Annotated in this window: 20 protein-coding genes; 10 read left to right on the top strand and 10 right to left on the bottom strand. The window is 64.6% G+C overall.

The genetic code is table 11. The annotated features are described in order from the left end of the window. Window positions 1-278 precede the first annotated feature (278 nt). Window positions 279-1,217: a LysR family transcriptional regulator gene (locus AACQ43_RS05550; protein WP_168966377.1), complete on the bottom strand. Its 939-nt coding sequence runs from the start codon at window positions 1,215-1,217 to the stop codon at window positions 279-281. Window positions 1,218-1,547: 330 nt separating this feature from the next. Between AACQ43_RS05550 and xapA the strand changes: the two genes are divergently transcribed. The 4 genes from xapA (at window position 1,548) to AACQ43_RS05530 (ending at window position 5,494) form a co-directional block, all read left to right on the top strand. Next, on the top strand, window positions 1,548-2,375 hold the full coding sequence (gene xapA / locus AACQ43_RS05545) for a xanthosine phosphorylase (protein WP_146062062.1): 828 nt from the start codon (window positions 1,548-1,550) through the stop codon (window positions 2,373-2,375). 25 nt (window positions 2,376-2,400) lie between these two features. Continuing rightward, window positions 2,401-3,660, top strand: coding sequence for a NupC/NupG family nucleoside CNT transporter (locus AACQ43_RS05540; RefSeq protein ID WP_168966375.1), 1,260 nt, complete (start codon window positions 2,401-2,403; stop codon window positions 3,658-3,660). 62 nt (window positions 3,661-3,722) lie between these two features. Further along, window positions 3,723-4,526, top strand: a complete 804-nt coding sequence (gene deoC / locus AACQ43_RS05535; protein WP_168966373.1) for a deoxyribose-phosphate aldolase — start codon at window positions 3,723-3,725, stop codon at window positions 4,524-4,526. 56 nt (window positions 4,527-4,582) lie between these two features. Further along, entirely contained in the window at window positions 4,583-5,494 is a 912-nt protein-coding gene (locus AACQ43_RS05530) for a DMT family transporter (RefSeq protein WP_168966371.1), read from the top strand. 5 nt (window positions 5,495-5,499) lie between these two features. On the opposite strand, the gene AACQ43_RS05525 is transcribed toward AACQ43_RS05530, so the two are convergent. Continuing rightward, window positions 5,500-6,513, bottom strand: a complete 1,014-nt coding sequence (locus AACQ43_RS05525; protein WP_106551875.1) for an NAD-dependent epimerase — start codon at window positions 6,511-6,513, stop codon at window positions 5,500-5,502. Between the two features lie 321 nt (window positions 6,514-6,834). Here AACQ43_RS05525 and AACQ43_RS05520 point away from each other — a divergent pair, with 321 nt between their 5' ends. After that, the gene (locus AACQ43_RS05520; RefSeq protein ID WP_168966369.1) at window positions 6,835-7,461 is read left to right on the top strand and encodes a YitT family protein; all 627 of its coding nucleotides are present in this window, start codon (window positions 6,835-6,837) and stop codon (window positions 7,459-7,461) included. Between the two features lie 112 nt (window positions 7,462-7,573). On the opposite strand, the gene AACQ43_RS05515 is transcribed toward AACQ43_RS05520, so the two are convergent. From AACQ43_RS05515 to AACQ43_RS05505, 3 genes are read right to left on the bottom strand one after another with little or no spacing between them, the layout of a single operon-like run. After that, window positions 7,574-8,362, bottom strand: coding sequence for a heme ABC transporter ATP-binding protein (locus AACQ43_RS05515; protein ID WP_168966367.1), 789 nt, complete (start codon window positions 8,360-8,362; stop codon window positions 7,574-7,576). Window positions 8,363-8,376: 14 nt separating this feature from the next. Continuing rightward, a complete protein-coding gene (locus AACQ43_RS05510; protein WP_010634923.1) occupies window positions 8,377-9,408 on the bottom strand; it encodes a FecCD family ABC transporter permease in 1,032 nt (343 codons plus the stop codon). Next, window positions 9,405-10,244, bottom strand: coding sequence for a heme/hemin ABC transporter substrate-binding protein (locus AACQ43_RS05505; RefSeq protein WP_168966365.1), 840 nt, complete (start codon window positions 10,242-10,244; stop codon window positions 9,405-9,407). The genes AACQ43_RS05510 and AACQ43_RS05505 overlap by 4 nt, the downstream gene beginning before the upstream one ends. 168 nt (window positions 10,245-10,412) lie before the next feature. Here AACQ43_RS05505 and hutX point away from each other — a divergent pair, with 168 nt between their 5' ends. Then, complete coding sequence (gene hutX, locus AACQ43_RS05500; protein ID WP_011704903.1) at window positions 10,413-10,925, top strand: heme utilization cystosolic carrier protein HutX; 513 nt, start codon at window positions 10,413-10,415, stop codon at window positions 10,923-10,925. Then, a complete protein-coding gene (gene hutZ, locus AACQ43_RS05495; protein WP_011704904.1) occupies window positions 10,922-11,479 on the top strand; it encodes a heme utilization protein HutZ in 558 nt (185 codons plus the stop codon). Before hutX ends, hutZ begins: the two co-directional genes overlap by 4 nt. Before the next feature lie 70 nt (window positions 11,480-11,549). Here the strand turns inward: hutZ and AACQ43_RS05490 are convergent, their stop codons facing one another. From AACQ43_RS05490 to AACQ43_RS05480, 3 genes are read right to left on the bottom strand one after another with little or no spacing between them, the layout of a single operon-like run. Continuing rightward, window positions 11,550-11,954 carry a lipoprotein gene (locus AACQ43_RS05490; protein WP_010634919.1) on the bottom strand — a complete coding sequence of 135 codons (405 nt, stop codon included), beginning with the start codon at window positions 11,952-11,954 and terminating at the stop codon, window positions 11,550-11,552. Window positions 11,955-11,993: 39 nt separating this feature from the next. Beyond that, entirely contained in the window at window positions 11,994-12,545 is a 552-nt protein-coding gene (locus AACQ43_RS05485) for a cysteine hydrolase family protein (RefSeq protein ID WP_168966363.1), read from the bottom strand. Between the two features lie 60 nt (window positions 12,546-12,605). Continuing rightward, window positions 12,606-13,574 carry a ChaN family lipoprotein gene (locus AACQ43_RS05480; RefSeq protein WP_168966361.1) on the bottom strand — a complete coding sequence of 323 codons (969 nt, stop codon included), beginning with the start codon at window positions 13,572-13,574 and terminating at the stop codon, window positions 12,606-12,608. 188 nt (window positions 13,575-13,762) lie between these two features. Between AACQ43_RS05480 and AACQ43_RS05475 the strand changes: the two genes are divergently transcribed. Further along, a complete protein-coding gene (locus AACQ43_RS05475; protein WP_168966359.1) occupies window positions 13,763-15,856 on the top strand; it encodes a TonB-dependent hemoglobin/transferrin/lactoferrin family receptor in 2,094 nt (697 codons plus the stop codon). 288 nt (window positions 15,857-16,144) lie between these two features. Then, window positions 16,145-17,284 carry a 3-phenylpropionate MFS transporter gene (locus AACQ43_RS05470; protein WP_168966356.1) on the top strand — a complete coding sequence of 380 codons (1,140 nt, stop codon included), beginning with the start codon at window positions 16,145-16,147 and terminating at the stop codon, window positions 17,282-17,284. Between the two features lie 84 nt (window positions 17,285-17,368). Here AACQ43_RS05470 and AACQ43_RS05465 read toward each other — a convergent pair whose 3' ends face one another. Together AACQ43_RS05465 and AACQ43_RS05460 are read right to left on the bottom strand one after the other, a co-directional pair. Further along, a complete protein-coding gene (locus AACQ43_RS05465; protein ID WP_011704909.1) occupies window positions 17,369-17,578 on the bottom strand; it encodes a helix-turn-helix domain-containing protein in 210 nt (69 codons plus the stop codon). 7 nt (window positions 17,579-17,585) lie between these two features. After that, window positions 17,586-18,197 (bottom strand): DUF2975 domain-containing protein, encoded by a 612-nt coding sequence (locus AACQ43_RS05460; RefSeq protein WP_168966352.1) that lies wholly within the window; start codon window positions 18,195-18,197, stop codon window positions 17,586-17,588. Window positions 18,198-18,417: 220 nt separating this feature from the next. Between AACQ43_RS05460 and AACQ43_RS05455 the strand changes: the two genes are divergently transcribed. Continuing rightward, on the top strand, window positions 18,418-21,918 hold the full coding sequence (locus AACQ43_RS05455) for a hybrid sensor histidine kinase/response regulator (protein ID WP_168966350.1): 3,501 nt from the start codon (window positions 18,418-18,420) through the stop codon (window positions 21,916-21,918). Window positions 21,919-21,925 lie beyond the last annotated feature (7 nt).

Raw genomic sequence — 21,925 nt, 5'->3', positions numbered from 1 at the left:
CGGATGCATGCCCGTGTGGCACCAAGTGTGGCCAGTATACCCCAGCCGGTGCCCGGCAAACCGCCATCCGCTTCACATCCCCATCCTAAGGGCGGAAGTGGAGGCAGTGAAGCGCCATCCGCTTCAGATTTCCATCCCAAGGGCGGAAGTGGAGGTAGTGAAACGCCATCCACTTCAGATTTTCATCCTAAGGGGGGAGGTGGAGGCAGTGAAGCGCCATCCGCTCCAGATTCTCATCCTAAGGGGGGGAGGCGGCGAAGCGCCATCCGATTAACTCATCAATCCGCGGTCGGCCGGTTCATCTGCGCGCTCATGGTGTCGATGAAGTGGCGGATCGCCACCGCAGCCGGCTGGCCATCGCCGGGCGGGGCGTAAAGCACGCAGAGATCGGCGGGGATCGCCTGCTCGAGCCGGATGAAGCGCACGTGGGGCCACTTCTGGCGGGCGTAGCTGGCCGGCACCAGCGCTACCTGCAGGCTGGTGGCCACCACCGCCATCAGGGTGTTGGGTTCGACCACCTCCTGGTTGAGGTGGGGGTAGAAGCCCTCCACCAGACAGGCGTTGATGATGAGGTCGGTAGAGGAGGAGTTGGCGCGGCTCATCAGCACGAACGGCTCCCCTGCCAGCTCGGGCAGGGAGACCCGCTTGCGATCCCGCAGCGGATGCTCGTCCGACACCACCAGCACCATGGACTCGCGATAGATGGTTTCGGCCAGCAGCGGATGGATGTTGACGGTGTCGGCGAAGCGGGCGAGGCCGAGGTCTATCTCCTTGCGCGTGAGCGCCTGTTTCTGCCGCTCGGGGGAGAGCTCGGTGAAGGTGATCTCGAACTCGGGGTAGCGCTGGTGACACTGGCGGATCACTTCGCCAAAGCCGGCCCAGAAGATGGAGCTGACCAGCCCGATGCGGATCTGGTTGCGCTCCATGCGCCCCGCCTGCACCACCCGGTTGAGGCCGCTTTCCAGCACGTCGAACAGCAGGGCGCACTCGGCCTGCAGCAGCCGGCCGGTGGCGGTAAGGCTCACCTGGCGGGTGTGGCGCTCGAACAGCGCTAGCCCCAGCAGGGACTCGAGTTCCTTGATCTGGGCGCTGAGCGGCGACTTGGAGACATTGAGCTGCAGGGCGGCCCGGCTGAAGTGTCCCTGGCTGGCCACCGCATGGAAGTAGCGCAGCATCTTGAGGGTGACGCGATCGCGCCAGTGACTGTCGAGGGCCAAGCGACCTCCTTCGGTGGCTGATTGAGGACCGGGTGCGATCCCCGTCAAAGTTTGTGCGACCGGTGCGGGCGGCAGCAGGGCCGCTGCGCGGCAGATGGTCGATCCGGCTCACACCTTTGCCGGTCCGTTTTGACCGTACCGGGGCTGGTTGGCGGCAAAACGGGGCCAATCAGCGCCATTCATGCCGCTTCCTTTGGTTTTCAGCCATTTCCCGGCGGGAAATTGTGCTGAAAATCGGGATAGTCAGGCCGATTTTAACGATTTTTATCGCCCAATACCTCCCCTAGAGTGAGCGCCATGTCCCATTTACAGCCTCAAGAGGTGCAGCTCATGCAACAAGATCCGGTACTCAACGCCGTCGCCACCATTCTCGCCCGCAAGCCGGGTTTCGCCCCCCGTGCCGCCATGATCCTGGGCTCAGGCCTCGGCGTGCTGGCCGATGCGCTGGAGGAGAAGGTCACCATTCCCTACGAGGAGCTGGATGGCTTCCCGGTCAGCACGGTGGCCGGCCACAGCGGCGAGCTGGTGCTCGGCAAGCTGCACGGGGTGGACGTGGTTTGCATGAAGGGGCGCGGCCACTACTACGAACACGAAACCATGAAGGTGATGACCACCCCGGTGCGCACCTTCAAGCGGCTGGGCTGCGAGCTGCTGCTGGTGACCAACGCGGCCGGCTCGCTGCGCCCGGAGCGGATTGGGGTCGGCTCCCTGGTCATCTTCAACGATCACATCAACACCATGCCGGGCACCCCCATGACGGGCGCCAATGACGAGGTTTACGGCCCGCGCTTCTTCAGCCTGGCCAATGCCTATGACAAGGCATTGCGCAGCGAGGCGCTGGCGCTGGCTGAGCGGGAGGGGATCGCCGTCAATCAGGGGGTGTTCGTCTCCTACAGCGGACCCTGCTTCGAGACCGCGGCCGAGATCCGCATGATGCAGATCATCGGTGGCGACGTGGTGGGGATGTCGGTGGTACCGGAAGTGGTCAGTGCCGCCCACTGCGCACTGCCGGTGCTGGCCATCTGCGCCATCACCAACATGGCGGAGGGGCTTGGCGACGTGCAGCTCTCCCACGAGCAGACCCTCAAGTGCGCCAAGCTGGCGGAAACGGACTTCATCCGCCTCATCAACGCCTTTATCAAGCACCACTTCCAGTAAGCAGGGAACGACCAGGAGGTCAGTTATGTTTGCAGCAGGATTTCTCGGTATGGCGGCGCTGATCCTCATCGCCGTGCTCGCATCGACCAACCGCAGGGCCATTCGCCTGCGCACCGTGGGGCTGGCGCTGGCCTTGCAGGTCGCCATCGGTGCCCTGGTGCTCTATGTACCGCTGGGGCGCCGGGCGCTGGAGGGGATGGCCCACGGGGTCGACGCCGTGCTGGCAAGCGGCAAGGCGGGCATCCACTTCCTGTTTGGCAACCTGGTCAACTTCTCGGTGGACGGCATCGGCTTCGTGTTTGCCCTCAACGTATTGCCGCTGGTGGTGTTCTTCTCGGCGCTGATCGCCGTGCTCTACTACCTCGGCATCATGCAGCTGGTGATCCGCTTCATCGGCGGCGCCATGGCGCGCCTGCTCGGTACTTCCCAGACCGAATCCATGTCGGCGGTGGCCAACGTCTTCGTCGGCCAGAGCGAGGCGCCGCTGGTGGTCAAGCCCTACATGCCCAAGATGAGCGATTCGGAGTTCTTCGCCGTCATGTGCGGCGGCATGGCCTCGGTCTCCGGCACCGTGCTGGCGGGCTACGCCATGATGGGTGTGGACATGCAGTACCTGCTGGCCGCCTCCTTCATGGCGGCGCCGGGCGGGATCCTGTTTGCCAAGCTGATCATTCCCGAAACCAGCCAGCCGGACTATGTGTTCGACAACAGCATCCAGTTTGACGGCAAGAAGCCGGAGAACGTGCTGGCGGCGGCAGGCGAGGGGGCCAGCAGCGGCCTCAAGCTGGCGGCGGCCATCGGCGCCATGCTGATCGCCATGATCGGGCTGGTGACCCTGGTCAACACCCTGCTGGGCGGGGTGGGAGAGATGGTGGGCATGCCGCTCTCCCTCGAGCTCATCCTGGGCTGGATCTTCTCGCCGCTCGCCTTCCTGCTCGGGGTGCCGCTGGCGGACATCGGCATCGCCGGGGCCATGATCGGCAAGAAGCTGGTGGTGAACGAGTTCGTGGCCTACAGCGACCTCTCCCCCTACCTGAAAGACGCCAGCACTGTGACCGCCGCCGGCCTGCAGGTGCTGGAGGAGAAGTCCAAGGTGATCATCAGCTTCGCCCTGTGCGGCTTTGCCAACCTGGCCTCCATGGGGATCCTGATCGGTGGCCTCGGCACCCTCTGTCCCTCCCGCACCGACTTCATCGCCCGCTACGGCCTGCGTACCGTGCTGGCTGCCACTTGTTCCAACCTGATGAGCTCCGCCATCGCCGGGATCTTCTTCTCCCTGGCCTGAGCGTCCCATCCCTTGTTCCGGGGCGCTGCGGCGCCCCTTTCTTATCCCGACAGGAGCCTTCCATGATTTCAGCTACTGCTTTTGCACCTGCCTGCGCTGCTACCGAGGCCGCCAGCCGGGCCATCCGCTTGATGGACCTCACCAGCCTCAATGACGATGACCACGACGCGCGCATCATCGCCCTCTGCCACCTGGCGCAGACCCCCGTCGGCAACACCGCCGCGGTCTGCATCTATCCGCGCTTCGTGGGGCTGGCCAGGCTCACTCTGGCAGCGCAGGGCACCCCCGAAATCAAGGTCGCCACCGTGGTCAACTTCCCCCACGGCGACGATCAGTTGGATGTCGTGCTGGCCGAGACCCGCGCAGCCCTGCTCGATGGCGCCGACGAAATCGATCTGGTGATCCCCTGGCGTACGCTCAAGGCGGGGGACGAGACGCCCGCCCGGGCGCTGGTGCGCGGCTGCAAGGCGTTGTGCGGGCCGCGGCTGCTCAAGGTGATCATCGAATCCGGCGAGCTGCAGGAGCCCGCGCTTATCCGCGCCGCTTCTCTGCTCGCCATCGAGGAGGGGGCCGATTTCATCAAGACCTCCACCGGCAAGGTGCCGGTCAATGCCACCCCCGAGGCGTGCCGCACCATGCTGGCGGCCATCGCCGAGTGCGGTGCGCAGCACCGGGTGGGCTTCAAGGCAGCAGGCGGGGTGAAAAGCGCGCAGGAGGCGGGGGAGTATCTGGCCATGGCGGCCGCACACTTTGGCGATGAGTGGCTGGTTGCCGAGCATTTTCGCTTTGGTGCCTCCAGCCTGCTCGGCCAGTTGCTGGCCACTATCGAGGGCAAGAAGCCGGTTGCTACCGACGGCAGTTATTGAATCATTCCCATCCAGTGCGGCGCCCGGCGGGGCGCCCCTTTGCACAGGTGCATGCCATGTCCCATCCCCGTTTTCATTTTGTGCAGGCCCACGGCAAGGTGCTGCTATTCACCCTGCTCATCAGCCTCTCCTTCCCCATCGGCAGCGCCCTCACCGCGGTGCTGGACCCGCTGGTGGTCACCTGGGCGCGCTACCTGCTGGCGGCGCTCACCTTCGTGATTCTGCTGGTGTGTCAGCGCCGTCTGGTGCTGCCTGCGCTGCGGGATCTGGGGCGTTATACCCTCATCTCGCTGCCTGCCCTCTGCTACTTCGTCGCCATGTTCGTGGCGCTGCAGGAGACCAGCGCCCTTGATGCCAGCGCGCTCTACACCACGGTACCCCTCATCAGCGCGCTGGCCAGCATGCTTGTTCTGCAGCGCCGCATCGGCTGGTCGATGGCGTTCGCCCTGCTGGGGGGCATGGTGGCGGCCGCGCTCATCATCTTTCGCGGCGAACTGAGCCAGCTGGCGAGCCTCAGCCTCACCCCCAGCAACCGCATCTATCTGCTGGGCTGCGTGGGGATGGCGCTCAACCCCATACTGGTGAAGCGCTACTACCGGGGCGAGTCGTTTGCCCACCTCACCTGCTGGACCCTGATCTGCGCCACCCTGCTGCTCACCCTGGTGGTGGCGCCGCGGCTGCTGACAACCGACTGGCAGCAGGTGTCGCTGCCGCTCTGGCTCGGCCTTGCCTATCTGGCGCTCTTTGCCACGGCACTCAGCTTCTTTTTGTTCCAGCAGGGGAGCGTGGTGCTGCAGCCGGAGCAGGTTTCGGCCTACACCTACCTGATCCCGGTGCTAGTGTTGTTGACCAGCATGCTGAGCGGGGAGGAGGTGATCTGGCGGCAGGTGGGCTGGGGTGTGCTCGGCGTGCTGCTGACCATGGCGGTCATGGTGCTGGTGCCCGCTCGGCAGGCACGCCGTACCTGAATCGGTCAGCGGGCGGGCTGGTAGTAGTCGAGATACCAGCGCACGAACGCGGCGACCCCTTCCTTGATGGAGGTGGCGGGGCGCAGGCCGGTGAGGGTGTGGAGGGGCTCGCTGTCGGCCCAGGTGGCGTGCATGTCGCCCGCCTGCATCGGCAGCATCCGCTTGATGGCGGGCTTGTCCAGCGCCTGTTCCAGCGCCTCGATGAAGTCGAGCAGCCGCACCGGCTGGCCATGACCGATGTTGAGGATACGGTAGGGGGCTGCGCTCTCGGCCGGGCTCTGCTCGCCGGCGTGCCAGTGAGGGTTGGGGCGGGGCGGCAGCTCGGCGACGGCGAGGATCCCCTCGACGATGTCGTCGATGAAGGTGAAGTCGCGGCTGAGATCGCCCTGGTTATAGACGTCGATGGGCTCGCCCGCCAGGATGGCGCGGGTGAACTTGGCGATGGCCATGTCGGGCCGGCCCCAGGGGCCGTAGACGGTGAAAAAGCGCAGCCCCGTGGTGGGCAGGCCGTAGAGCGCCGAGTAGGCGTGGGCCATCAGCTCGCCGCTCTTCTTGGTGGCGGCATAGAGGGAGACCGGGTGGTCCACCTGCTGATCGGCACTGAACGGCAGCTGCTCGCCCATGCCGTAGACCGAGCTGGAGGAGGCGTAGATCAGATGCCGGATGCCGTGCTGGCGGCACCCCTCCAGCACTGTCAGCATGCCGGTGAGGTTGCTCTCGCTGTAGGCAAACGGGTTTTCCAGCGAGTGGCGCACCCCCGCCTGGGCGCCCAGGTGGATCACCCGCTCGAACTGCCCCTCGGCAAACAGGGTGGCCATGCCAGCCTGGTCCGCCAGCTCGCCCTGCACGAAGCGAAAATGGGGGAAGGGGGTCAGCATCGCCAGGCGAGCCTCCTTGAGGCTCACTTCGTAGTAGTCGTTGAGGTTGTCGAGCCCCACCACCTGATGACCCGCCTCGCACAGCCGTCTGGCGACGTGAAAACCGATAAAGCCGGCGGCGCCGGTGACCAGATACTTCATGGTTGGGGTCCTGTGCAGATCATGGGGCTCCTGACGGTGATGGGAAAAGGGGCTGCGCGCTTTGTAGCAGAGCCGGCGGGTCTGTGCCATGGCAATCCGCCCGTGTCGGCGCGGCGGGGGTAGTTCAGGCGCGGCATGCTGCATCTTGGTGCAGCGGCTGTCAATGGAGAATGACAGGCACCAAAACGGGGCGTGGGCGACAACTATTGTGATCATGGTCGCAAAAAATAGACTGAACCCCATAACGAAGCCCTGCGGACAGGGCTCGCGCCCGCCAGACGGGCAACAGACACTCTTTCACTTCGCTATTGGATACCGGTTATGGACAACACCTCTGGCTCGGCGCACTCCGTTCGGACTGCGCACCCCCTCTATGAAGACGTCATCGCCCTGCTGACCGCGGCCGGCTTCGTCTCCCTCGGCATCTTTCTGTTTCATCAGGTCGGTCTGCTCACCGGCGGCACCGCCGGGCTGGCGCTGTTGCTGCAGCAGGTGACGGGGCTGAGCTTCGGCCTGCTGTTCTTCGGCATGAACCTGCCCTTCTATGCCCTGGCCTGGTTCAGGATGGGGCCGCGCTTCACCCTCAACACCTTCGTCTCGGTGGCGGCCGTCTCCTTCATGACGGATCACCTCAACGCCGTGCTGCAAATCGGCAAGATTGAGCCGGTCTATGCGGCGCTGATCGGCGGCACCCTGATCGGCATGGGGCTGCTCATCATGTTTCGCCACAAATCGAGCCTGGGCGGCTTCAACATCCTGGCGTTGTTTATTCAGGATCGGTTCGGCATCCGCGCCGGCAAGCTGCAAATGGGGCTGGATTGCACCATCGTCATCGCCTCCTTCTTCGTGGTGCAGCCCTGGATCCTGGCGCTCTCCGTGGTGGCGGCCATCATCTGTAACCTGGTGTTGACACTCAACCACAAGCCGGGTCGCTATCAGATTGCTTGACGAGTAAAGAATCATATGAGGCTGTCTGGTGGGTGATAAGCCTGCCCGCCTTGCAAACAAACAGAGCGCCTGATGGCGCTCTGTTGCTATCTGCCCTACGGCCATCACCGCATCACACCACCATGGGCAGCCCGCTTTCGGGGTGGAGGATCACTTGGGCCGGGTAGTCGTAGAGCCGGTCGATGAGATCAGGTGTCAGCACCTCGCGCGGGGGGCCGTCTGCCATCACTCTGCCCTGTTCCAGCATCACCAGCCGGTCGGCGTAACGGGCCGCCAGATTGAGGTCATGCAGCACCACCAGCACGGCGGTATGGCGGGCGGCGAGGGCGCGCGCCATGGTGAGCAGCTGGTGTTGGTATTTGAGATCAAGCGCCGAGGTGGGCTCGTCGAGCAGCAGCAGCCGCGCTTGCTGCGGTTCGTCCGGTGCCTGCCAGATCTGGGCCAGCACCCGGGCGAACTGCACCCGCTGGCGCTCCCCGCCGGAGAGGCCGGGATAGAGGCGGCCAGCCAGGTGATCGACCCCGGCATGGGTCATGGCGGCCCCGACTATCTCGTCGCGCCGGTTGGCCGGTTCGCTGTGGGGCAACCGGCCCATGGCCACCACCTCCTCGCACAGGAAGGGGAAGTTCAGGGAGGAGCTCTGCGGCAGCACCCCGACCCGATGGGCCAGCTCGGTGCCGGCCCACTCTTGCCGCTCCCGGCCAAACAGGTGGATTTCTCCCTGATGTTCCAGCTCGCCGGTGAGGCATTTGAGCAGCGAGCTCTTGCCGGCGCCGTTGGGGCCGAGCAGGGCGGTGAGGCTGCCCGCCTGCAGACTGAGGTCGAGCCTGTCCAGGATCGGGCGGCCACCCCGGCTGAGGCTGAGCTGGCGGCAGTGCAGCAGGGTCGATGAAGCAGACAAGAGGAGTCCTCCGGTTAAAGCGTCCGGCGGCCCTTGACCAGCAGCCAGATGAAGAAGGGGGCGCCCAGCAGGGCGGTGATGATGCCGACCGGCATCTCGGCCGGCGCCAGCAGGGTACGGGCCAGCATGTCGGCGCCCAGCAGCAGGGCAGCCCCGAGCAGGGCGGAGAGCGGCAGCAGCCGGACGTGGTTGGGGCCGGCCAGCAGCCGCACCAGGTGGGGCACCACCAGGCCGACGAAACCGATCATGCCGGCCACTGCCACCGCTACGCCGACCCCGGCGGCGGTGAGCAGGATCAGCCGCCGCTTGAGGGACTGCACCTGGATGCCGAGGTGGCGGGCCTCCCCTTCACCCAGCAGCAGGGCGTTGAGGGGGTTGGCATCGCGCAAGAACAGAATGAGCAGGGCAACCAGGGTCAGCAGTGCCAGCGCCACGTCCACCGGCTTGCCCGCCGCCAGTGATCCCATCTGCCACAGGCTCAGGTTGCGCAGCATCTGATCGTCGGCGAGATAGGTGAGCAGGCCGATCACGGCGCCGGACAGCGCGGTGACGGCCACCCCGGCCAGCAGCATGACGGTGACCGAGGTGCCCCCCTCCCGGGTGCCGAGCAGATAGACCAGGGTGGTGGTCAGCGCTCCGCCGAGAAAGGCGAGCAGGGGCAGCAGGCCGATGCCGAGCAGGCTCTGCCACTGCTGGCCGAGGGGGGCCAGCAGCACGATGGCCAGCGCCGCGCCGAGCGCCGCCCCGCCGGAGACCCCGATGATGCCGGGATCGGCCAGGGGGTTGCGAAACAGCCCCTGCATCACGGCGCCGCAGAGGCCGAGAATCCCCCCCACCGCGATGCAAAGCAGGGTACGCGGCAGGCGGATCTCCTGCACGATCAGCAGCTTGTGGGCCTCAATCCCGCTTCCTTGGCCGGCGAACAGGGCACGCAGGCTCTCGCCAAAGGAGAGGGCCATGGGGCCGGTCGCCAAGGATCCGACCAGCAGCAGCGCCAGTGCGCCGCCGGTGAGGCACAGCAGCCAGGGCAGTGGCAGACGCATCATGAACCCAGATTGATCCACTTGGCGATCTGGCTGGCCTGCTGCAGCGAGGTGAGGCTGAGCCCCCCTTGCAGGGCGTGACCGTCGATGGCGTGGATGGCTCTGTTCTTGCCGGCCGGGGTGGCGGAGAGGGCGGGCACCTGGCTCAGCACGGTTTCAGGATCCTGATACTGCTGCCAGTCGCGGCCGCTCACCAGCACCAGATCGGGCTGCAGCTCGATCAGGGATTCGGTGGAGACGGGCTTGTAGTCTTGCAGCTGGGCCACCGGGTTGATGCCGCCGGCCAGGGTGAGCAGGGCACTGGCGGTGGTGTTGCCGCCGGCGATGCTGGTGGGCTGGCCCTTGTGCAGCAGCAGGAAGACCACCTTGAGCGGTTTGTTCTGCTTGGCCTGGGCGGCCAGCTGCTCGCTCTGGGCCTGGATCTCGGCCTTCAGGCGGGAGCCGGCGGCCGGATCCTTGAGCAGGGTGGCTAGGGTATCGATGCGCTGGTTGAGGTTGGCGAGGGTAGGGGCGGTGGGCAGCACGTCCACCTCGACCCCGGCCCGGCGCAGCTGCTCCAGGGCGGGCGGCGGCCCCATCTCGTCGCTGCCGACCAGCCGGGTCGGCGCCAGGCTCAGGATCCCTTCGGCGGCGAGGGCGCGGTGATAGCCGACCCGCGGCAGGTTTTTCGGCTCTGGGCTGCTGATGTCGGTGGCGATGAGGCTCTGCTCACCGCCCAGCGCCAGAATGAGTTCCGTGGTGGCCGGGCCTATGCTGACGATACGTTCCTGCGCCAGAGTGGGCAGGGACAGGGCTGAGCAGCCGAGCAGGCTGAGTGCGAGGGCAAAACGACGGCCCATGCTAACCTCCGAAGGGTGAATGAAGTTGGGTTGCCGCCGAGAATATCAAGCCGTCGAAAAAAAAGCACTGAGAATGAAAGCGATTATCAATTGCATTGGTTTGGGGCCTTCATTACAGTATCCGCCATGACAGAACAGGGATGCCACAGGCACCCCAAGGGAGAACCGATGAGCATTGCACAACGCATTCATGGGCTGCTGGAACAAGATCCCAGCGCTCACCCATCCACCATCGCCGCCGAGCTGGCCGTCAGCGAATGGGAGGTGGTACGCCACCTGCCGGCCGAGCTGGTCACCCTGGTGCCCGCCGAACAGGCCGAAGCCCTGCTGGCGGATCTGGCCGACTGGGGCCAGGTGACCACCATCGTCGAATCCGACGGCTCCATCTTTGAGGTGAAGGCCCCCTTCCCCCGTGGCAAGAGCGCCCGCGGCTACTACAACCTGATGGGGCGTGACGGCGAGATGCACGGCCACCTCAAGCTCGACAACGTGGTCGGCATAGCCCTGGTCAGCAAGCTGTTCATGGGCAAGGAGGGGCACTCCTTCCAGTTCTTCGGCCACAGCGGTCGCTGCATTTTCAAGGTCTATCTGGGGCGTGACGAGCAGCGTCAGCTGCTGCCGGCCCAGGTGGAACGCTTCATGGCCCTGCGCCACCAGTATCAAGAGGAAGTCAAAGCATGAGTGAACGTCAGGAGCGTCTGCAGAACCGTCTGCAACCGGAGATCCGCGAGTTTCGCGACGGTTGCCGCACCCTGCAGCTGGCGACGGTGGACAGTGAAGGCAACCCCAATGCCAGCTATGCCCCCTTCGTGCTGCAGGAAGATGGCTACTATGTGCTCATCTCCGAGATCGCCCGCCACGCCCGCAACCTGCAACAGGTGCCCAAGGTGTCGCTGATGCTGATCGAGGACGAGAACGGGGCCCGCGAACTGTTTGCCCGCAAGCGCCTTACCTTCGATGCGGTGGCCGAAGTGGTGGCCCGCGACGACGTGCGCTGGGAGCAGGCCATTGCGGCGCTGGAAGGGCGCTTCGGCGAGATAGTCAAAGGGCTCTCCAACCTCAAGGACTTCGTGCTGTTTCGCCTCAAGCCCGAGCAGGGGCTGTTCGTCAAGGGCTTCGGCCAGGCGTTCCGGGTCTCCGGCGACGAGCTGGTGGATTTCGTCCACCTGGTGGAAGGGCACAAGCGCGTCGACAACGGTGCCGAGCTGACCAGCCCGGCCGATGCGCCGGTCTGATCTACGCGATCACCAACATGACAAAACGGGCAGCCCTGGGGCTGCCCGTTTTTTTTATGGCCGGCGCTGCTCAGTCCTGCCAGGAGGCCTTGTTGGGGAAGGCGTCGCGGTCGGCCCGGGTGGCGGTCTCGTTGCACTCGCCCCGGATCTTCCAGGAGGTCTGGCTGAGCACTATGTAGCCTTCACGGCAGTATTTGCGTTCGGCCAGCGCCTGGGTGAGCTGGGCATCCTGCAGCGCTTCACGCCGCTCCAGCAGGCTCTTGCTGCGACTCAGGCGGCTGCCGTCATCGTCCTGCAGGCGGGTGGGCAGGGTATCGAGCGGGGCAGCTTCGAAGGTGAAGCGCTTGCTCCCCTCCTCATTGATGTGGGTCCTGAACAGGGGGGCCGGGCCATCCGGCTGGCGTCCCGGCAGGCCTGAGCAGGCGGTGATTGCCGGTAACAGCAGCGTGAAGGCAACGGCAGAGAGTAGACGCACACAAGACTCCAATCGGGTGATCGCTTCAGAGCGGGCAGATTAACATGCCGGCTCGGGTTGGGTGGCGCCGAGCAGCGCATCCGTCGTGAGCAGGGTCACGCTTCTGCCTTTTGGCAGGCTGAGGTGACGCCACATCCAGTGGTGGTGCTCGATGATCTGATCAGCGCTCAGGTGGGGCCTGTCCGCCGTGGTGTGGGCGTCGGTCAACGCCACCACCTCGAAGCCGCGGGCGGCGGCACTGCGCAAGGTGGTGTCGACGCAAAAGTCGGTGGCACAGCCGCAGATGAGCAGCCTGTCTACCGGCTGCTCCGCCAGCAGGAAACCGAGCTCGGTGTCGAGGAAGCTGTCGCAGGCGGTCTTGCGTACCCGGCTGTCATGCCCCTGCGGTGCGAGATCGGCGTGCAGTTGCCAGCCCGGGCTGGCGGGATCCAGCTCGGTGCCGGGTTCGTCGTGCTGCACATAGATGACACGACCCTGTTCTGCCCGCACGCGTTCGGCCAATCGATTGATATTGGCGATGACCTGAGTGTCCTGATGGCGAGGCTGTGTGAACAGCCCCTGTTGCATGTCGATGACCAGTAACACATCCATATGAAATCCTTGGGCAAATGTTTGTCAGGGTGGCAGCCACTGGGCTCCTCAGACGCAAGGTCAGGGTTGCAGCCACTGGCTGCAGTCACGACTGCGGGATTGATGCAGTGCGCCCATATCTTGCTTCATTTCATCGGCATTTAGCCAGCGTTCCGGCAGAGGGGCGATGCCGATCCGCACGTCGGCAACCCGACCGGTCGCAGCTTGTCCGTCACCCGCTTGCGGCGCCGTCAGCTCCGGCACGACCAGCGCCACCTTGAGATCCGGGTTGCGGCTGGCGATGCGGCTGGCCAGCCCCAGCCCCCCCTCTACGTGGAAGTTGCCGGCGATGTGCATGATGCGCTGGCCGGGGTGGCTGCGCAGGTAATCCACCATGCTCTCGGCCATGGTGTCGTCCCAGCTGGTCTGGGCGGCAAAGCGGCGGGCGTTGCTGTCGGCATCGCCATGATGGAGCGAGGCCATGAACTTCTGGCGATAGGGATCATCGCCGAGGGTGAGAGTGCGGGCTAGCTGGCTGCGACGGGGGGCGGGCAGCTTCTCCAGCCAGGCCGGCCCCTCCTGGCCGACACAGCTCACCAGCGGTTTGGGCGCATTGGCGGCGATGACCGGCAGGTGGTGCGCCTTGGCGAACTCCACCAGCGGACGATAGTCGCTCTGGTAGTTGGGCCAGGCGTTGCCGTCACGAATGAGCGCCGCCTCGCCGATGCGACCGGCCAGGTAGGCATCCAGCACCGGCTGATCGGCGCGGCTGAACTGCTCCATGGAGAGCACCAGAGGGCGACCGTCTGCGGCCAGGCCCGCCAGCATTCTGGCCTGCAGCAGGTGCACTGCCGGATGGGTGTGCAGCTCGCCCACCAGCACTATGTCGGCATCCGCCACCCGGGCCAGGGCCTGTTCGAGGGTCAGCGCCTCCCCCTGAGTAGCCTTGAGCTGATAGTGATAGAGGGTGCCGGCATCGTTGACGGGGGCCGTCGTGGCACAGGCGGCCAGCAGCAGGGGCAGGGTGAACAGGGGCAGTAGTCGGGTCATGGATGTCTCGCAGCGATGAGGTGCCTGCACCATACAATGGCAGCATGGCGGGCGGTAAAACAGAGGGGTGTAGTGTAGAACCGAATCACAACAAAAGAAAATGAGAATGATTCCGTTTATTATTGATCTTTGTTGAGAGGTGGGTAAGATGCCAGCTGTTTGATAACAGTTCTCAATAAGGATTTGCAGTGGCCCATAACAACACCCTATCGCTGGTCGCCCTTGCCGTGGCGGCCGGCCTCGCTTCCCCGGTTTTTGCGGCGGACAAGAAAGCAGATGAAGTCATGGTGGTCAGTGGCTCTCGGATGGAGCAGAAACTGGAGGATGTCTCCGGGCCCATCTCGGTCATCACCGCCGAACAGATTGAAGAGCAGGTGGTGAGCAACGTTGCCGACCTGTTCCGTTACGAGCCGGGGGTCACCGCCCTCGGCGGCGCCGGCGATGCCCAGACCTTCATCATTCGCGGCATGGGCGAGAACCGGGTCAAGATAGTGCGCGACGGCGTGCGCCAGAACGACGCCTACAAGAACGGCGGCGTGGGTCAGAGCTATTTCGACACCGACATGATCAAGCAGATCGAGGTGGTCAAGGGACCCGCCTCGGCGGCTTACGGCTCCGATGCACTGGGCGGCGTCATCGCCATCACCACCAAGGATGCGGCCGATTTCCTCAAGGGTCGCGACAGCTATCTGGATGCCACCACCGGTTATGCCTCCAGCAGCCACCAGAAGATGGCCGGCGTCACCGGGGCTCTGCGCGCCGGCGCGTTCGAAAACCTGCTGCGCTACACCTGGCGTGACGGCGGGGTGACCCAGAACTACGATGGCGACAAGAACGAGTTCGACATCGTCAGCCAGGCCGTGCTGTTCAAGAGCCAGTGGAACCTGAGCGATGCCCAGTTCCTCAAGCTGACCGTCGACTACTTCAACGAGGGGCAGGACCCCGATGCCGTCGACCTCACCAAGGCGGGCTCGGTCTTCAACCAGCCGATCACCGACAAGGAGACCGACAACCTGTCGCTGGTGCTGGATCACGGCATCGCCCTGAACGCGCCCTGGGTTGATCGCATCGACAGCAAGCTCTACTACGCCCGCACCAAGCAGACCATGGATCAGTACGCCTCTTCCAAATATCCGATGCGGCCGACCAACCCCTACGTGACCAAGAACTCGCTGGACAACAACGGTTTCGAGCAGAAGAGCCTGGGAGCCCAGCTGAAGTTCAGCAAGGCGCTGGCGAGCCAGCGGCTGGCCTGGGGTCTGGAGTATGAGCACACCGACAACGAGCGGACCCGCTTCAAGGCGCCGACCGTGCCGGGGGATTTCGTCGGCTACAACGAGCTGAGCTTCCCTTCCACCACCACCGAGCACGGCGCCCTGTGGGCGTTCGACGAGCTGAAATTCGGCGAGCGCTGGGTGCTGACGCCGGGTGCCCGCTACGACTACTACCGGATGAACCCGGATCAGGATCCCGCCTACACCGGCGAGAACCTCAAGCGCTTCTCCGAAGGGGAGTTCTCGCCCAAGCTGGGACTGGTGTTCAAGGCGCACGAGGCGGCCAACCTGTTCGCCCAGTACAGCCACGGCTACAAGACTCCCATGTATGACAATGCCTTCTCCACCCTGAACCACCAGGCATACGGCTATCGCATCGAGCCCAACCCGAACCTCAAGCCCGAGAGCAGCGATGGCATCGATCTGGGGGTGCGCGGCAGCGCCGGCGGCTTCAGCTATGAAGTGGCCACCTTCTACAACAAGTTCGACGACTTCATCGAGCTGGCCGGGGTCGGCACCGAGGGCCGCACCGCGCTGTATCAGTATCAGAACCTGGACAAGGCGACCACCAAGGGGGCCGAGGCCAAGGCGGACTACTGGCTGAACGATCTGGTCAACGTCTGGGGCAACCTCTCCTACATCGAGGGCAAGGATGGCGACGGCAACTACATCAACAGCCTGAGCCCGCTCAAGGGGACCCTGGGTGTTCGACTGGAGCAGGCCAACTGGAACATCAACACCGCCCTGCGCTTTGCCGACGACATGAGCAAGGTGGGCAAGGATGCCAAGGGCAACGACAACATCAAGAGCGCGGGCTGGGGCGTAGTGGACATCTATGCCCAGTTCAAGCCGGTGCAGGATCTGCAGTTCAACGTGGGTGTCTTCAACTTGTTCGACAAGGAGTACGTCAACTACGAGAGCATCACCGGTCAGAGCGCCAGTGCCAGCACCAGCCGCCAGACCGAGCCGGGTCGCAACCTGAGTGCACGGGTCAAGTACGTGTTCTGATGAATGCACACCACGACAAGGGGCCTGCGGGCCCCTTTTTCATGGCTGGAACCGGGCCCCCGATGGCGGACAAAAAGGCGGCCAAAAAGAAACCCGCCGAAGGCGGGTGGAAGGATTGCAACACTAACCAGGAGGAGGTGTTACTCAATAGACACCAGCCTTGCGCCAATAGTTCAATTCTATTGATGTTTTTCATTATTATCTGTGCGGCGTCCCACCCGGGATCGCAGGATCCCCACCGACAAATCGGTTATCATTTGTGCCCCCGTTTCTCAGTGTCGAGGATCTATGCCCGCCTTCTCTTGGTTAGCCCTGTTTTTTGGCGCTTTCTACTTCGTCTATGGTGCCTATCTGCCGTTCTGGTCGCTCTGGCTGGAGGGGATCGGGGTCAGCGCCGAGATGATCGGCCTGCTGCTCGGCGCGGGCATGGCGATCCGCTTTGCCGGCAATCTGATGGTGATGGGGCAGATCAAGGGGGCGGGGCACCTGCTGCCGGTCACCCGCCTGCTCTGCCTGCTCAGTCTGCTGGCCTTCCTCGGCTTCTACCTCAGCCACAACCTCTGGTGGCTGGTGGGGCTGACCCTGGTAGCGAACTTCATCTACCCGACCCTGATGCCGGTGGGGGAGGCGCTGGCCACCCGCATGGTGGTGCAGGCGCACCTCGACTACGGCAAGGTGCGCCTGTGCGGCTCGTTCGCCTTCATCGTCGCCTCGACCCTGGTGGGGGCGCTGGTGGGGAATTTTGGCAGCGACTGGATACTGCACACCATGGTGGCCGGGCTGCTGCTGATGCTGATGCTGAGCTGGCTGCCGCTGCACCCGGCGCCGCAGGACATTCAGGGCGAGCGGGCCAAGGCCTCCCTGCTCGATACCCTCAAGTCCCCCCAGGTGCGCCGTTTTCTGCTGATCTCGGCTCTGCTGCAGGGCAGCCACGCCGCCTATTACGGCTTCAGTGCCATGCACTGGAAGGCGGCGGGTTACAGCGGCACCACCATCGGTTATCTGTGGGCGCTGGGGGTGGTGGCGGAGATCGGCATGTTTGCCGCCGACAAGCGCTTCCTCAATCGCTTCGGCGCCCAGACCCTGTTTCTGGTGGGGGCGCTGGGCTGCGTGGTGCGCTGGATCCTGCTCGGTGCCTCCACCGAGCTGCTGGTGCTGGCGGCGGGGCAACTATTGCATGCGGTCACCTTCTGCATCAGCCACCTCGGCGCCGTGCGCTTCATGACCCGCCAGCTGCCGGCCGAACAGCTGATCCCGACCCAGGCGCTCTATGCGGCGCTGGGGCTCGGCATGACGGTGGCCGCCCTGATGACCCTGTGCGGCCTGCTGTTCGAACCGCTGGGAGGCGGCATCTTTTTCATGATGGTGCTGGTGGTGCTGCCGGTGTTCGTGCTGCGCCTGCGGGAGGGTGAGCTGAAGGCCGCCTGAGTCGCCCTATCCGGTCAGCAACCACATTGAGCAGCAAAGAAAAAGGGGAGCTTCGGCTCCCCTTGTTGCATGGTGACGGCTGGCTCAGGACTCCTGCTCAAAGGCCAACAGATCCCCGGGCTGGCAGCCCAGTTCGCGGCAGATTGCCTCCAGGGTGGAGAAGCGAACCGCCTTGGCATGGCCGTTTTTCAGGATGGAGAGGTTGGCCTCGGTGATGTTGACCCGCAGGGCCAGCTCGCGGGCGGTCATTTTGCGTTCGGCCAGCAGGGCATCGAGTCGGATGATGATGGGCATGGGTTCCTCACACCGTCAGTTGTTGTTCATCGGCCAGCCGCTTGGCCTCGCGCATCACCAGCGCCAGCGCCGACACGATAAGCCCGGCCAGCAGCAACTGGAAGTCCGATGAACCTATGTTGATCTGGCCGTGCAGTTCGGGGCCCGGCAGGGTGAGCACTATGTCCAGCAGCGGGGTGGTGATGATTTTGGTGACGAAACTGACACAGAGCAGCAGGCCGATCAACTGGTAGCGGCAGATCTGGCTGAAGGTGAACAGCATGGTCTGCCGATAGCCGCGAAACAGCTGGAGCAACTGCCACAGCATCAGCATGAACACCAAATCTGGCAGCAGCATCACCAGGGTGCCCAGCAGACGGGTGCTCAGACTGAGGGGGTAGTCGGCAATCGAGGGGGCGGTGCTGGCCAGCGCCGGCTGTGCCATGGTCAGGGGGACATTGTTGAGGGTGGAACTCTCTTGCACCGCCAGTGCCTCGATCAGCTCCTGCTGCAGATAGTCGCTGCCGCCGAGCAGCTGGGACCAGACCCCCATGACCGTCATGATCGGGGTGGCCAGCAGGGCGAACAGCAGGATCCATTCGATCAGGTTGCTCATACGTTCGAGCTTGTTGTGTTTCATCGCTTACCTCTTGGAGTGAAAGGGTGGGCCACGCGCAGCACCGAATTATTGTTTATCAATAAACACCGCCAAATGTTTATCGTTTTTCGATATTTATTCAACCATTTTTTATTGAAAAACGATAAACTCTCGCTGCAATTAAGAAGATGACATTTTTCGGGCGGCTCTCTAGACTGGCTGCTGCTGCGCTTGAATCTTCAACACGGACAAGAGGTTACAGATGCACCAGGGATGGTTGCTGATCGGATTGTCGCTCTCCTATCTGGGGCTGCTGTTTCTGATCGCCTACGTGGCGGACAAGAACAAACGTCGCCGTTTAAAGGGGCAACCCCTGCTCTACAGCCTGTCGCTGGCGGTCTACTGCACCTCCTGGACCTTCTTCGGCACGGTGGGCCAGGCCAGCGAGTCGCCCTGGTCACCTGTGCCCATCTATCTGGGCCCCATGCTGGTGTTCCTGTTCGGCTGGCGCCTGCTGGCCCGCCTCATCCTGGTGGCCAAGCGCGAGCACATCACCTCCATCGCCGACTTCATCGCTGCCCGTTACGGCAAGTCCCAGCGCCTGGCCATGGTGATCGCGCTGATCGCCATCATGGGCATATTGCCGTACCTGGTGTTGCAACTGAAAGCCATCGTCACCGGGCTGGATCTGCTGATGGCCAACTCTGTGTCTGCCGGCCCCACCGGCAATACCGCCGGGCTGGCCCTCGGCGTGGCCCTGCTGCTGGCCCTGTTCAGCATCCTGTTCGGCACCCGCCACCTGGACGCCACCGAGCACCACCGTGGCATGGTGGTGGCCATCGCCTTCGAATCCGTGGTCAAGCTGCTCGCCTTCATGGCGGTGGGGGGCTTTGCGCTCTGGCTTATCCTCAGCAAGCCGAGCCAGGCCCGCACCCTGGTGGCCAGCGACTTTCTCGATGCGGTGGTGGCGGTGACGCCGGGCAGTCTGCTGGAGCTCGCCATCTACACCCTGGTCGCCATGTGCGCCGTCATCTGCCTGCCGCGCCAGTTTCACGTGACCGTGGTGGAGAACAACCAGGGCCAGGATCTGCACTGGGCGCGCTGGCTGTTTCCACTCTACCTGTTCGTGATGGGGCTCTTCATCTGGCCGCTGGCGCTGGCGGGCAAGCAGTGGGTGGGGGCCGGCATGGCCTCGGACACCTATGTGATCAGCCTGCCCATGTCGCTCGGTTTTGACGGCATGGCGCTGCTGGCGTTTCTTGGCGGCACCTCGGCGGCCACCGGCATGGTGATCGTCTGCACCATAGCGCTGGCCATCATGGTCAGCAACGATCTGGTGCTGCCGGTGCTGCTGCGCCGCTTTTGGCAGCAGGGGCGCGATGAGCGGCTGGTTAGGCTGCTGCTGCAGGTGCGCCGCGGCGCCATCCTGCTGATCCTGCTGGCGGCCTGGGGGCTCTACCTCTGGCTCGGGGATCTCACCAGCCTGTCGCGCATCGGCTACCTGTCGTTCGGTGCCGTGGCGCAGTTTGCGCCGGCGCTGCTGCTCGGCCTCTACTGGCGGCACGGCAATCGCAAGGGGGTCTACCTTGGTCTTGCCCTCGGGGTCAGCCTCTGGTTCGCCACCCTGCTGGCGGAGAGCGGCCTGCTGGCCGGCTCGCCGCTGGCGGCCCTGCTGGCGCCGCCGGACTGGCCGGCATTTCGCGATCTCAGCCTAGGGGCCTGGTGCATCTTCCTGAGCCTGTTGCTCAACCTCATCGGCTATGTGGCGGGCTCCCTGCTGTCGCAGGCGGCGGTGAGCGAGCGGCTGCAGGCGGCCAACTTCGTCGGCAAGCCGAGCCGCGATACCACGGCGCTCTATCAGGCGCGGGTCTCGGTCAAGGAGCTGGAGATGCTGGCGGCCCGCTTCGTCGGCTCGAGCCGGGTCAAGCGCGCCTTCGGCCGCTTCGCCGGCGAGCGGGGCGGCACTCTGGCGCCCCAGATGCAGGCCTCCGCCGAGCTGATTGCCCACACCGAGCGGCTGCTGGCAGGGGTGTTTGGCACCTCGTCCGCCCGCCTGGTGCTGGCCTCGGCCCTGCAGGGGCGCAACATGCAGCTCGAAGAGATCGCCACCATAGTGGATGAAGCCTCCGACGTGTTTCGCTTCAACCGCGGCCTGCTGCAGGGGGCCATCGAACACATGGGGCAGGGGATCTCGGTGGTGGATAGGGAGCTGAAACTGGTGGCCTGGAATCGGCGCTACATCGAGCTGTTCCACTATCCGCCCGGCCTCATCCAGGTGGGCCGCCCCATCGAGGAGATCATCCGCTACAACGCCGAACAGGGGCTGTGCGGCCCAGGCGATGTCGAGGCCCACGTGGCGCGGCGGGTGGCCTTCATGCAGCGCGGCAGCCAGCACATTTCGGCCCGTGAGCGCCCCGATGGCCGGGTGATCGAGATGCAGGGCAATCCCATGCCGGCGGGCGGCTTTGTGATGACCTTTACCGACATCACCCCGTTTCGCGACGCCGAGCGGGTGCTGCGCGAGGCCAACGAACACCTGGAGGCGCGGGTGGCCGAGCGCACCCACGAGCTCTCCGAGCTCAACCGCCAGCTGCTGCTGGTGAACCAGCAGGTGGAGCGGGCCAACCACTCCAAGAGCCGTTTCCTGGCGGCGGTGAGCCACGATCTGACCCAGCCGCTCAACGCCGCCAAGCTGTTTACCTCCTCCCTGCTGGAGATGCTGCCGCCGGCAGACGAGCCGGCCCGCATCGCCCGCCACATCGACGACGCGCTGGGGGCGACCGAGGATCTCATCACCGATCTGCTCGACATCTCGCGGCTCGAAGCGGGCAAGTTCAAGGCCAAGAAACTGGATTTCGCCCTGCGCGACGTGTTCGACAACCTCAAGGCGGAGTTTGGCGTGCTGGCGCAGGCGGGGGGGATCCAGTTCTCGGTGGTGGAGAGCGGTGTCGCGGTCTACAGCGACGTGCGCCTGCTGCGGCGGGTGCTGCAAAACTTCCTCACCAACGCCTTTCGCTACAACCCGGGCGGGCGGGTGCTGCTCGGCTGCCGCCGGCTCGGCGACAAGGTGCGCATCGAGGTGTGGGACAACGGCCCCGGCATTCCGGCCGACAAGCAGGAGGCTATCTTCGACGAGTTCTCCCGACTCGATCACTCCCGTACCGCGCGAGAGCAGGGGCTGGGGCTCGGCCTTGCCATCGCTCGCGGCATTGCCCTGGTGCTCGGCCACAACCTGACCCTGCGCAGCTGGCCGGGGGCGGGCTCGGTGTTTGCCATCACCCTCAATCTGGCGACCCGTCCTGTCGCAACGACGCAGGTGGCGGCCCCCGCCCAGCGCGACAGCCAGCTGGAGGGGATCCGGGTACTCTGTATCGACAACGAGAGCGACATCCTGATCGCCATGCACTCCCTGCTAGGACGCTGGGGCTGCGAGGTGGTCTGTGCCCAGAGCCTGGCCCAGGCGGAGGATCTCATCGCCGGCGGCTTCCTGCCGCAGCTGGTGCTCTCCGATTACCATCTGGACGACGGCAAGACCGGGCTGCAGGCGCTGCACATGCTGCGTCTCGCCCACGGCAACCATATCGGCGGCATCATCATCAGTGCGGATCGCAAGAGCGAGCTGCAGGCGCAGATCCGCGAACACGGCTACGGCTACATCAGCAAACCGGTCAAACCGCTCAAGCTGAGGGCGCTGATGAACAGCATCTTGCGGCCGGCCAAACTTGATGATGATCACGAAACCGGGAATTCGTCCGAATTTTAATCGACGG

The sequence above is a fragment of the Aeromonas sp. DNRA1 genome, assembly GCF_963888745.1.
Taxonomy (GTDB): Bacteria; Pseudomonadota; Gammaproteobacteria; order Enterobacterales; family Aeromonadaceae; genus Aeromonas; species Aeromonas hydrophila.
The sequence above is the reverse complement of the archived record's forward strand: the minus strand, read 5'-3'. Positions and strand labels throughout refer to the sequence as shown.